This is a genomic window from Paraburkholderia sp. IMGN_8 (assembly GCF_038050405.1).
In the GTDB taxonomy this organism is placed as follows: Bacteria; Pseudomonadota; Gammaproteobacteria; order Burkholderiales; family Burkholderiaceae; genus Paraburkholderia.
Window position 1 is genome coordinate 1,222,779 of record NZ_CP150900.1, and the last position, 12,597, is coordinate 1,235,375.

At 61.3% G+C, this 12,597-nt stretch carries 11 protein-coding genes; 10 read left to right on the top strand and 1 reads right to left on the bottom strand.

Translation table 11 applies throughout. The features are described 5' to 3' along the window. Positions 1-313: 313 nt before the first annotated feature. The 8 genes from WN982_RS05905 to WN982_RS05940 all read left to right on the top strand — a co-directional run bounded on the left by WN982_RS05905 (position 314) and on the right by WN982_RS05940 (position 8,377). On the top strand, positions 314-2,560 hold the full coding sequence (locus WN982_RS05905) for a hypothetical protein (RefSeq protein WP_341315726.1): 2,247 nt from the start codon (positions 314-316) through the stop codon (positions 2,558-2,560). Positions 2,561-3,188: 628 nt separating this feature from the next. After that, positions 3,189-4,031, top strand: coding sequence for a dioxygenase (locus WN982_RS05910; protein ID WP_341315727.1), 843 nt, complete (start codon positions 3,189-3,191; stop codon positions 4,029-4,031). A gap of 14 nt (positions 4,032-4,045) precedes the next feature. Continuing rightward, complete coding sequence (locus WN982_RS05915; protein WP_341314818.1) at positions 4,046-4,795, top strand: SDR family oxidoreductase; 750 nt, start codon at positions 4,046-4,048, stop codon at positions 4,793-4,795. Between the two features lie 17 nt (positions 4,796-4,812). Beyond that, positions 4,813-5,694, top strand: coding sequence for a 3-keto-5-aminohexanoate cleavage protein (locus WN982_RS05920; RefSeq protein WP_341314819.1), 882 nt, complete (start codon positions 4,813-4,815; stop codon positions 5,692-5,694). Further along, positions 5,691-6,230 carry a gamma carbonic anhydrase family protein gene (locus WN982_RS05925; RefSeq protein ID WP_341314820.1) on the top strand — a complete coding sequence of 180 codons (540 nt, stop codon included), beginning with the start codon at positions 5,691-5,693 and terminating at the stop codon, positions 6,228-6,230. The genes WN982_RS05920 and WN982_RS05925 overlap by 4 nt, the downstream gene beginning before the upstream one ends. Positions 6,231-6,242: 12 nt before the next feature. Then, complete coding sequence (locus WN982_RS05930; protein WP_341314821.1) at positions 6,243-7,220, top strand: zinc-binding alcohol dehydrogenase family protein; 978 nt, start codon at positions 6,243-6,245, stop codon at positions 7,218-7,220. Then, a complete protein-coding gene (locus tag WN982_RS05935; protein WP_341314822.1) occupies positions 7,217-7,567 on the top strand; it encodes a cupin domain-containing protein in 351 nt (116 codons plus the stop codon). Before WN982_RS05930 ends, WN982_RS05935 begins: the two co-directional genes overlap by 4 nt. A gap of 522 nt (positions 7,568-8,089) precedes the next feature. Further along, complete coding sequence (locus WN982_RS05940) at positions 8,090-8,377, top strand: helix-turn-helix domain-containing protein (protein WP_341314823.1); 288 nt, start codon at positions 8,090-8,092, stop codon at positions 8,375-8,377. 67 nt (positions 8,378-8,444) lie between these two features. Here WN982_RS05940 and WN982_RS05945 read toward each other — a convergent pair whose 3' ends face one another. Next, complete coding sequence (locus WN982_RS05945) at positions 8,445-9,497, bottom strand: LacI family DNA-binding transcriptional regulator (RefSeq protein WP_341314824.1); 1,053 nt, start codon at positions 9,495-9,497, stop codon at positions 8,445-8,447. Positions 9,498-9,990: 493 nt separating this feature from the next. Between WN982_RS05945 and WN982_RS05950 the strand changes: the two genes are divergently transcribed. Continuing rightward, positions 9,991-10,989 (top strand): sugar ABC transporter substrate-binding protein, encoded by a 999-nt coding sequence (locus tag WN982_RS05950; protein WP_341314825.1) that lies wholly within the window; start codon positions 9,991-9,993, stop codon positions 10,987-10,989. Positions 10,990-11,084: 95 nt separating this feature from the next. Next, positions 11,085-12,596 (top strand): sugar ABC transporter ATP-binding protein, encoded by a 1,512-nt coding sequence (locus tag WN982_RS05955; protein ID WP_341314826.1) that lies wholly within the window; start codon positions 11,085-11,087, stop codon positions 12,594-12,596. The last annotated feature ends 1 nt before the right edge of the window (position 12,597 follow it).

Here is a 12,597-nt window from a genome sequence, read left to right on the forward strand (position 1 = left end):
GGCTTTGCGATGAAACGCTCGAACGATTCAAACGCTTGATCGTTTGGTGAGCGTCCTCCAGAAATCTTGTCGGCAGCGCGCCGACAAAAAAAGACAATCAGGTCAAAGGCACGCAGCGGCGGCTCGGTGTTTAAAGCCGTCGTATGCGTGACGAACCATGCCGTGTCAGGTGCGCGAGAGACGCACCGCGGCTTCAGGAGGAGACGTCATGAAACAGACAGGCGCATCAGGCGCATCAGGCGAAGCACAGGCAACCGATGCGTGGCGCACGCGGGCCAGCGCCGGCGCAGCACTGGTGACAGCGGCGCTGCTGATGTCCGCGTGCGCCGACGCCAGTTCGACCACGGGCGATGTGGCATCCACGCCGTCGACCCAAACGAGCGCCGCGACGGGTGTAGCAAGCGCGGCGGGTGATCGCGACGGCCGCCTAAGCACTGCATCGACCCCGGACGTAGGGCTCGTCGCCAATTCGACGAACGGCGCGGCCACAACAAACGCAGACCAACCCGCATCCGCTTCACGTCCTGAGCTCGAACTCGCGAAGGCCAAACAACTGGCAGCCGAACAGCGCATCGCTGGGCGCGTGCCATCGGCGAGCGGCATGACCGAGAAGCGCGCCCGCCCGTTGACGCTGCGCGATTCCGGCATCGACGGCTCGTTGATGTTCGCGCGCGACGTCGATTTCCGCGTGACCGGCGACATCGGCTTCATGATTCACGACATGGCAGCCACGCTGAGCCCGGCGCACGCTGGCCAGCCGATCGTATTCGACGATCCGACCAGTGTGACGATCAACGTCCACCGCGGCCAGGTCACACTCGACAGCGCCAGGCTCACCGCGATTTTCAACCGCTACCTGTTCCAGTACCAGGGCTCGCCGCTGCGCAACATGCGCGTGGTGCCGCAGGACGGCGGCAACTTGCGTATTACCGGCGAGATGCATCGCGAGACGTGGGTGCCGATCGTGCTGATCGGGTCGCTGTCGATGCGCAGCGCCGACGAACTCGTGTTCCATGCCGATCACGTCGAGGTAGCCGGCGTCGGCGCTGACAAGCTGATGCAGGCCGCGCACGTGAAGATGGCCGATCTGCTGAAAGTGGACACACCGATTGCGCGCCTCGACGGTGACGACGTCGTGATGCAGGTCGCCAAACTGACGCCGCCGCCCGCATTGCGGATGACGATCACGCAGATCGACACCGGTTCAGCCGGCGTGCGCTTCACGCTCGACGACCGCACCGTGCCGAAGATCGACTGGCCCGCGACGATGCCTGCGCGCGGCATGCTGGTGCAAGGTGGCGACGTCAAGTTCATGCGTTCGATGCCGATGAACATCGACATGGCGCTGACACCGATCGACGCGAACGCGCCCTTCGTGCTCGATCTGTATCACTACCGCGACCAGATGTCGGCCGGCTATTTCACCTTCGACGAAGCGGGCGCACTGAACGTGCATCTGCCGTCGTATACGACGCTAGCCAGCGCTGCGCAGGATGCACCGGTGCAGACCGGCAGCGCGAGCGCGCGCTTTAACGACAGCTTCATTCGAGCGCAACAGGCATCGCTCGCGCAGGCGCGCGCGGTGTGGCAACGCGTGCCGCCTGTTTTACGGAGTGCTTCGGTGGCACGAGCGATTCCGGTGGGCACACGAGCTGCGCTTTCCGGCCGGAGCATGGCCATGCCTGGATCGGCGATCGGTGACGAACGTCATTCGGTTGGACCCGCGGCGTTGATTCATGTCGAGAACGTGGACTTCTACGTAGCGGGGCGAATCGGTTTTCATGTGCGTACGCTCGATGCGCAGATGGTGCCGAAGAAGGCAGGTCAACCGGTCGACCTCGATGATCCCGATCAATATGACATCCGCATCATTGGCGGCGAGGTGGTCGAGCCGTGGCCCGCGATGGCGGCGTTATTCAACGATTACTTGCTGGATTACGAACCGCGTTCGCTGAACGATTTGCAACTGAAGCCTGTGGATGGCGAATTGCAGGTGAAGGGCGGGATCAAGCTGTGGAATCACTTTCCAGGGGTTTGGTTGCCGACCACGATGAGCGGCACGATTGTCGCCAAAGACGAGCGGCATCTTGTGTATGCACCGACTTCGGTCAAGGTGCTTGGGGTGCCCCAGGCTGCGCTGTTGCGTGCGTTGGATATTCCGCTGGAATCGTTGACGCCTTTTAGGCGAAAGGGGGTTGCCTTGCAGGGCAACGAGTTGGTCTTCGATCAATATACGGTGTTTCCGCCGCCGGTTTTGCAAGGGCGTTTGGCGAGTGCTAATGTCACCGACGATGGTTTGGTTTTGAAGTTCAAGCGTGATGGCTCGTTCGCTGTCGCGAGGCCGCCCGCTGGCGCGGGGAAGAGCTTTGTCTGGATCGAGTCCGGTGATGTGAAGATGTTTAATTCGTTAGTCACGAATGCAAGGACTTTGATTCGGGATCAGGCTAATCCTGGCGTCATGAAGTTTGATCTTTATGGGTATCGGAGGGATGTTTCTAAAGGGAAGGTTAGGATGGCCGCTGATGGGGCCTTGGATGTGGATTTGACAGTCGGGAAGTAGTGGTTTTTTTGCGCGTAGCGCCTGAGTGGGGTTTTGACTTTGGTTCTGTGTGCCTATGGCGTTGGCCTTTCCTTGATTTGATATTGGTTTATTAGCGTTCCCCCTGTGCGGGGGGCACCTACTTTTCTTTGCCGCCGCAAAGAAAAGTAGGCAAAAGAAAGCGGCTTTACACCGCCAACTCTTAAGCGGGTCCCCTGGCTTGGAGGAGGTAGTGGAGCATCTGGAATCAGTGTTCTCGCGCACTCCGCGCTGGTGACAAGGCAGTCATTCTTCCCGCCTCGCGCTGCGCGCTTGCCGGAACGGTACTTCTCACAACCTCCCTCCGGTTGTTTGCGCCCGTAGTTTCCCCCCGTCCGCCTGTCGGCGTGCATCGCACGCCCGCGTAGCTGCGGTCATCCGGCAAATAATATTTTTTGTTGCAATCGGTTGCACGTTCTGGCGGCCTCGCGCGGGTGGCGATTTACATCGACTACGGGTTAACTATCAATCATTTTAGCTTTGACATCGACTTCTTCGCAAATTAATATGCAAACGATTGCATTGATGGAGGTGACCTGTGGCAAATTTGAACCATCTGGACAATGTGCCTGATGACGCGGCGTCGGTAACCGCGGTTGTCAAGGCGGCAATGGGCGCGACCGACAACCCCCGGCTCAAGGAGCTCGTCGACGCGCTAGTCGAACACGGCCACGCGTTCCTGAAGCAGGTGAGGCTGACCGATGAGGAATTCGAGAAGGGCCTGGATTTCGTGAGGGCGGTCGGTCTGGCGTGCAACGACAAACACAATGAGGTCGTTCTGCTCGCCGACGTGCTGGGCTTGTCGACTCTCGTTACGTTGCTGAACAACTCGGACACAAGCGGCCGCACGCCGGGTGCCCTGCTGGGGCCGTTCTATCGGGGCGACTCGCCGCAATACGCGAATGGCGAAAGCATCGCATGCGGGGACTCGCCGGGTTCTCCGCTCTTCGTGGACGGCCGCGTGCTCAACACCCGGGGTGAACCCGTTGCCAACGCCAAGGTCGACGTCTGGCAAGCCTCGCCAGTCGGCTTGTACGAAAACCAGGACGCGAGCCAGCCCGACATGAACCTGCGCGGCCACTTCTACACCGATAGCGAGGGCCGGTTTACCTGCAAGACCGTGCGTCCCGCCGGTTACCCCGTGCCCACCGATGGGCCGGTAGGCGTGCTGCTCGAAAAGCAGAATCGTCACCCTTTCCGGCCAGCGCATCTGCACTTCGTCATCATCGCGCAAGGCTACGCGACCCTGGTCTCGCAAGTGTTCGCCGATGACTCGGAACACCTGAATTCCGATGTCGTGTTTGGTGTCAACCGTCGGCTCGTCGGCACGTTCGAGCGCCACGATCCGGGCACGGGGCCGAAGCAGGACGTAGACAGGCTCTACTACACGCTCGAATACGACTTCGTGCTCGCCGAAGGAACGCCGACTTACCCAACTCCCCCCATCAAGTAAGGCAGAGGTCTCAAGTGTCCAACACTCTTTCAGGGAAGGTCGCGGTCATCCTGGGCGGAACCGGCGGGATCGGCGTTGCCACAGCCAGGCGTCTTGCACAAGCGGGCGCCCGCGTCGTAGTCGTGGGTCAGCACGACCTCGCCAAAGCGCAGCGCGTGGCTGCCGACCTGCCAGGCGAAGGCCACGGCGCCGCGCTTGCATCCATTACCGCGAGCGAGAGTCTGGGCGCGCTGGCCGGTCTGGTTCGTGACCGGTATGGCCGCGCGGATATTCTCGTGAACACCGCGGGCTTTACCCAGCCCGTCAAGCACGCCGATCTGGATGCGCTCACCGACGAATTGATCGATGAGATCCTGAAGGTCAACTGGCGCGGACAATTCGCGGCCATCCGCGCTTTTCGCCCACTGCTCGATGCGTCGGGCGACGGCCTCGTCATCAACGTGTCGTCGATTTCCGGGACCACCGGCGTCGGCAGCAATATCGCCTACTGCGCGGCCAAAGCCGGACTGGATGTGATGGCGGCGTCGCTCGGCCGTGCGCTTGCGCCACGCATTCGTGTCCTGAACGTGTCTCCAGGGGTGGTCGACACGTCCTTTGTTCCCGGCCGCGGCGACGACTTCAACGACAAGGTCGCGGCCACCACGCCGCTCGGCCGCATCGGCACGCCGGAGGATATCGCCGCGGCGATCGAAGCCTGCGCCACTCATCTGACATTCAGCACCGGTGTGACCATCGTCGTCGACGGTGGCCGGCGCCTCAACTAGTCGCAGCGAGGCTCAACATGCATTCCCGCAAGACCATCATCACCTGCGCTGTAACCGGCAATATCACCAAACCGGAGCAGCACCCGGGGTTGCCGATCACGCCCGGGCAGATTGCCATCGCGTCGCTCGAGGCCGCGGCCGCAGGCGCGGCAGCCGTTCATATCCACGTGCGCGATCCCGACACGGGACGACCCTCGATGGACCTGGCGCTTTACCGTGAAGTCATCGAACGCATTCGCGCGGTGAACGCCGAACTCATCATCAATCTCACCACCGGCCCGGGCGGGCGCTTCATTCCGAGCGACCACCACCCCAGAGTGGCGGCGCCGGGCACTACGTTGCTGCCGCCGGAAAAGCGCGTCGAGCATATTCTCGAACTCAAGCCGGACATCTGCAGTCTCGATCTGAACACCATGAATTCCGGCGGCGACGTAGTCATCAATACACCTAAGAATGTCACTCGCATGGCCAATGTCATTCGCGAGGCCGGCGTCAAGCCCGAGCTTGAGATTTTCGACTCCGGTGACCTGCACCTCGCATTGGACCTGATCAAGGAGGGCGTTCTGGAGGGTCCAGGTCTCTGGACCCTGGTGATGGGCGTCAAATACGGCTTCTCGGCCAGTCCGGAAACGCTTCTCTACGCGCGTGATCTGCTACCGGGTGACGCCGTCTGGTCGGCCTTCGGCGTCGGCCGTTTCGAATTCCCGATCGTCGCCCAGTCATGGCTGGCGGGCGGTCATGTCCGGGTCGGCCTTGAAGACAACATTTACATCGCCAAGGGCGTGCTCGCCGAAAGCAATGCGGTACTGGTCACCCGTGCGCGCGACATCGTGCAATCGTTGGGCGGTGAACTCGCGACCAGTCAGGAGGCTCGCGAGCTTCTGGGTCTGAAGCGATGAGCGCGGCTCAGGACGCATCGGTATTCGGCGCGCCAATGGTGGATCCGAGCGCCTACATCGCCCACGGCACGACGCTTATCGGCGACGTATCGATAGGTCGTCAGGCGTCCATTTGGTGCAACTGCGTGCTGCGCGGCGACGTCCGGAAAATCGTCATCGGCATGCGCACGAACATCCAGGACGGTACGGTCATCCACGGCACGACCAACGGTCTGCCAGTCATCGTCGGCGATGACGTGACCGTCGGACATGGCGCGATTTTGCACGCCTGCACCATCGAAGACGGAGGGTTTGTCGGCTTCGGCGCACGCGTACTCGATGGAGCCGTTGTCAGCTCAGGCAGCATGCTGGCCGCCGGCGCGGTCCTCACGCCTCGCAAGGTGGTAGGCGCCGGCGAGTTGTGGGCAGGGAACCCCGCGCGTCTGTTGCGCACGCTGAGCGACGAAGAATTCGAGGGGATGGCGGCCTCGGCTCTCCGATATGTGGCACTGGCCGAGCGCTACAGAACCGCTCGACCCGTCATCTTGACCTTTTAGGAAATCGAATAAATGAAAACAGTTCGTGTGATGGAAAAGAGCGCCCACATCGACTCGCTCGATCTGCATATCGGCGCGCAAGACGTACCCGATGTCGACTATGCCGACTGCCTCGTGCGCGTGGTGAGCGCCGCGGTAAACCCGAGCGACGTGAAGGCCGTGTTGGGCTTCATGCCCCATGCGGTGTGGCCGCGCACGCCGGGACGCGATTACGCCGGCATTGTCGTCGAGGGGCCGCAGGAGATGCTCGGCAAGGAAGTGTGGGGCAGCGGCGGTGAGTTGGGCATCCGGCGCGATGGCACCCATGCCGGCTATCTCGCGGTGCCTGTGGGCAGCGTGCGTGCCAAGCCGGGCAATCTGACGATGGAGGAAGCGGGCGCGATCGGCGTGCCGTTCGTGACCGCCTTCGAAGGGCTGCAACGGGCTGGGGGCGTGGAACGAGGCGACGTCGTCCTCGTGCTGGGTGCAAACGGAAAAGTGGGGCAGGCCGCGATACAGCTCGCGACGCTGGCCGGAGCGAAGGTGTTCGGTGTCGAGCGCACGAATGAACCGTATATCGGCCATGCGAACGCCGATGTCACCATGATCGACGCCTCGTCGCAAAACCTGGATGAAGTGGTTTGTCAATTGACTGACGGCCACGGCGCAGACGTCGTGTACAACACGGTTGGCAGTCCGTACTTCGAGAAGGCCAACAACGCCATGGCGGTGCGAGGTACGCAGATTTTCATCTCTACCATCGAGCGTCCGGTGCCGTTTGACATCTTCACGTTCTATCGGGGGCAGCACACCTATGTCGGGATCGACACACTTGCACTCGACAGCACCGAAGGCGCGCTCATTCTCGATGCGTTGCTGCCGGCGTTCGAGCGTGGCACGTTAAAGCCGTTCCCCATCGTTGAGGATTTCGTCTTCGACCTGTCCGACGCGGCGCTGGCGTATCAGGCCGTTTTCCGCGGCGCGGCTAACCGGGTGTTGCTCAAACCATGAACGTCACCCGCTTTGAAGAGGCACTGGAATATTTTCCGCCCAACCACTTTTCAATGCGGTGCGTCCGGCTTCAAGGCCACGAAGCCGGACCGGCGGAGTCGCTGTGGATCGGCGTTTCGACGATAGAGCCAGGCGGCTACACCACCTCGGATGCATCGCCTGTCGAAAAACATTATGTAGTGCTGGAAGGCGAAGTCATCGTGATGACTGATCAGGGCGAGGCCGCGCTAACAGCCTTCGATTCGTGCCGCATTGCGCCGGGGGAACGGCGCGCGTTGCATAACCGTTCCGGCCGCCCGGGGAAGATTCTGCTTGCGATGCCATTTCTGAGGCCAGAGCACTGCTGACGAGCCGACGGCAGTCGTATCTGCGCGCGTGCTTTCTATGGCGACCCGCAAAGGTTATGCGTGAGTGACTCCACCTCTGTTTTGACGGGCATGCGACTTGGCGCTTGTGAGCGGCGGCATGCCCAAAGTGCATCTGTGGGCATTTTTTTATATGTGCGGCGCGGCGGCATGTGGGTCACGGCGGGACGGCGCGCGCACTGTGTGACGCAAGGCAACGGCATCTGGTGTCCGCCGGCCGTTACGCATAGCGTCTTGTCCGTGCACGCAGCCGATATTTGCGAACTGCGAATAGATGCCGCGCTGAGCGCAGACCTCATACCCGCGACGCGCGTTCTAAATTGCTCCGACGTATTGGCCGCGATATTTTCGGCAGTGCAACGACCGGCCAAAGACCGCTCGTTCGCAGCGGTAGTCGCTCTGTTAGCCGATGAGCTGCACACAATGCCTGAAACCGCCTGGCATTTTTCTGTCCGCATGCCGTCGCCGGGAAGCCGTGTCGCCGCACTATGCGAGACACTGCTCATGCATCCCACCAAAGATGTGGCGCTCGAGAGCGCGGCAAGCCAGGCTGGCGTCAGCAGCCGCACCTTGAGCCGGATTTTTACCAAAGAACTGGGCACCAGTGTCGGCCGATGGCGCCGGGAAGTGCAGGTGGGTACGGCGATGTGCGCACTGGTGCACGGTATTTCAGTCGCGGAGACGGCCCGCAGTCTTGGATTCACGGCGAGCGCGTTTTCGACGTTCTTCAAAGCGCGTATCGGCTATGCACCGCGCGAATGGCACGCGCGTCAGCGCACGCTGCCCGCTTGAACGAGGCGATTCAGGCTGAGACAGCGGCGCGTCCGTGGTTTCAGCCTGCCTGCTGCCGCAGTGCGGATCACTCCACTGAGGAGGCCGCGGTTTTCGCTGCCCTCGCTCGCAGCGGCGTGTTGCGCGGTGCGGCGGTCGAGCCGCGAACCATCAGTTCGGGAGGCAGCGTAATCCGGTGCGGGGCCGCACCCGGCGTGGCAATCATGCCGAGCAGCAGTTTTGCGGCCTGCCGTCCCATTTCCCGATGCTGGATGCGCAGCGTCGTCAAAGGCGGATGAAGCATGTCGAGAAGCGGCATGTCGTTGTGGCCGATAAGCGAAATATCCTTCGGGCACGCTAGATGATGTTCCGCAAACACGTCATAGCATCCCAGCGCGATCAGGTCGTTCGCGGCGATGATGGCGGTCACGCTTTTGTGCTCCTTTAGCAGCTGGTCGCAGGCCGCCCGGCCCGCTTCGCGCGTGAACTCGGCAGCCTCGAGGATGACGGCGCCGGTCAGACGATGCTGCTGCACCGCCATCTGGAAGCCCTGAATTCGCGAGAACCCGGTGGCGAGGCGCTCAGGGCCCGCGAGGTGCGCAATCCGCTTGTGCCCCTGTTTCACCAGATGATCGACGGCAAGCTTCATGGAGAGGAAGTCGTCGTTGACCACTTCCGGAACCTGTCCGCCTTCCTCCGCGCGATTCACCAGCACGACGGGTATGCCGTCGAGAAGGCAACGCCGTACCAACGGATCCTGACGGGCGGCAGTGGCGAGGACCAGACCGTCGACCTGCCGCTCGAGCATCTGTTCGAGCATGCGTTCCTGATCTTTCAGCGTGCCAACGGTATTGGCGATCAGGACGCCGTAGCCTTCTGCCGCGAGCTCTTCTTCGATGCCGCAAACAATGGGCGGGAATATGGGGTTCTCGATATCGGGCAGGCACACCCCGACCACCCTCGACTGGCCGCCGCGAAGCGCGGACGCAAGCTTGTTCTGACGGTAGCCCAGCGATTTCGCGGACGCCAATACCCTGCGGACGACTTCGTCCCCAATCAGATGACGCGTTGCGGGATTGAGCGCTCGCGACACGGTCGACGCGTTGACAGACGCGTGATGCGCGACTTCGCGAATTGTCACGCGGCTCGTTGCGCGGGATTCAGATGATTTGGCCATGGAAGTGATTGTATAGGTGCAAAGGGTTGCCCTCAATGTTGCAAGTACAAACCCTATGCTCCAGGTGTCAGAAATGCATTGACAAAGGTGTCTGTCTCGCTAGTATATGCATACGTTTGCATGAAATATGTCGGGCGCGAACAAATCAGGATGGCGCGCCCTGAAGTGCTGCCAGCACAGTGCCTCCGGCAGCGATCGGGCATAGGTGCAAGGGCGAAGTTCGAAGGTGCAGTCGGTGTACGCGCGGCGCCATGGCGCACCGGTTGCAAAGACAGGTGCGACATAAGCACGATGCAGCAAAAGCTTAATTTCTCGCACGCAATTAAGCAAACGATTGCATGAATTGTGTGCGAGATTGAATGTGCATCCCGGATGCGTTGCGGCGACCGGACTGGCGTACTGGGCCCGGGGCATCCGCATTCGGGCCTGCCACAAGAATAGTTAAACGGAGACGACCTTGAAACTGATACCAGAACTGACGAGCCAATCGGCAAAAAAACGCCTTCTCATGACCTGTGCGGTCGCGCTGGGCATCACCACCGGGCCAAACGCGTTTGCGGCAGGCGAGAGCGTCGCGGCCTTCTACAAGAATCAGGTCGATCCGCATTTCGCCCTCGTGCACGCCGGCGTCGATGCCGCAGCGAAGGACCTCGGCGTTTCCGTGACCCATTACGCCCCTACGCGGCCCAATGATCTGGGTGAGCAGCTCAGCGAACTCGAGGACGTGAGTGTCAGGAAGCCCAACGCCGTGCTGTTCATGGGCGTCAATCCTCATGGCGTCGTGCCGGAGATCGAGAAGGTCAACGCGATCGGCATTCCGATCGTCAACTACAACGATCGGGTTGCCGGCGGCAAATTCGCCTCTGTCGTCGTGGCCGACGACTTCAATCTTGGTCTGGACGTCGGCCGTTATTTGCTCAGGAGCCTGGATGGGAAAGGCAATGTCGTCATCCTTGAAGGGGTGAAGGGATCCACGACGAGTGACGAGCGGGTGCGCGGTTTTCACAAGGCGCTGGAGGAGTTTCCGAACGTCAAGCTGCTGGCGTCCCAACCCGCCAACTACCAGCGTCTGCAGGCGCTTCAGGTGATGGAGAACCTGATTCAGTCGAATCCCAAAATCGACGGTGTGCTCGCGGCAGCGGACGTGATGGCGATGGGGGCGATTGAAGCACTGGAGGCGGCCGGCCAGAAGCAGGTCAAGGTGGTGGGCATCGGCGGTGTGCCGGAGTCGGTCAAGGCCATCAAGGACGGCCGCCTGTTGGCGACCGCCGAATTCAACGGTTACAAGATGGGCTGCATCGCCACGATGGCGGCCGTGAGGACTGTGCGTAAGGAGTCCGTTCCGCAGACCATTCTGATCAAGGGCATCGTCATCGACAAGACGAACTATGCGCCATTCGAAGTGCCGGGCGACAAACGGCAGTGTCCGAAATGGGCCGAAATCGTTAGCAACTAACGAGGTAAGGGTCTGCGCTGGCGCGTAGCCGGGCATCGCTCGAACGGTACGACTGCGTCGCCAGTGACAACTCGAGCCACAAAGTGAAGGCAAACATGGAAACAACGATTCCGACCGCCGCCGTGCCTCTTCTGGAATTGCGCAAGATCTGCAAGAGCTTCCCGGGTGTGCGCGCCCTGACCGACGTCGATCTTCAACTGTATGCCGGCGAAGTGCATATGCTTCTCGGGGAGAACGGTGCAGGAAAGTCGTCCTTGATGAAGGTATTGTTCGGCGCGTACAGGGCCGACTCCGGAGCGTTTTTCAGCGATGGCCGACCCATCGCCATCGAGTCTCCTGCTGACGCCAAACGACTGGGCATTGCGGTGATCTTCCAGGAGTTTTCCCTCGTTCCGCATCTGACGATCGCGCAGAACATCTACCTGGGTCGCGAGCCACGCAATCGCTTCGGTCTGCTCGATCATCGCCAGATGCATCTCGATGCCAGGGCTGCACTGGAAGAACTCGGACTGGCCTACGATACCCATGCGTACGCGGCCGATCTCGGCGTCGCGCAGCAGCAAATGGTGGAGATCGCGAAGGCGCTTTCGCACCATGCGCGCGTCCTCGTGATGGACGAGCCGACGGCGGCGATTTCCGATCGGGAAGCCGAGGCGCTGTTCAATGTCGTGCGCAAACTGCGCGAGTCCGGCGTCGCGATCGTTTATATCTCGCATCGCATGAAAGAGGTATTCGATCTGGGCGATCGCGTCACGGTGCTGCGCGATGGCCGTCTGGTGCAGTCGATGCTGGCCACTGCCGCGACACCCGACGAACTGATCGCGCTGATGGTTGGCCGGTCAGTCGGTACGGTGTACAAGCGCCACTATTTCGGCGAGCCGGGCAAGGTCGCGCTCGATGTGCGTCGGCTGACCACCGCGACCGGCGTTCGCGGCGTCGATCTTCAGGTCCGGTGCGGCGAGATTGTCGGACTCTCGGGGCTTGTCGGCGCCGGGCGCACGGAGGTTGTGCGGGCAGTTTTCGGCGCAGACCCGATTCAAACTGGCCAGGTCACTGTCTTCGGGCAAGCCGTGACCGGCGGCCCTCACAAAGTCGCGGCGATGGGCGTAGGCCTGATTCCTGAGAACCGGAAGCAGGAGGGGCTTGCCCTGAAACGCTCCGTGCACGAAAACCTGCTTACGGCCAGTCTGTGGAAACTCTTTCCGCGAGGATGGTATCAAGCGGAGAAAGCAAGGAGTGCCACTCAAGCGCTCATCGATTCCCTGCGGATCGCGCCCGGCGACCCCGGTAAAAGCGCCCGTGTGCTGAGCGGCGGCAATCAGCAGAAGATCGTGATTGGCAAATGGCTCAGTGCAGGCTGTCGTCTCTTCATATTCGATGAACCGACGCGCGGCATCGACATCGGCGCAAAGACGGAAATCTTCAATCTGATCGAGAACCTGATCAAAGACGGCGCCGCCGTTCTGCTCATCAGTTCTGAATTGGCCGAGATTGTTCACGTTTGCGATCGCGCCTATGTCATGCGCGAAGGAGTGGTCTCGGGTGAATTGCCGAGAGAAAACCTGAGCGAACAGAACATTCTTCGCCTGGCGATGCACGGGAGCTAAA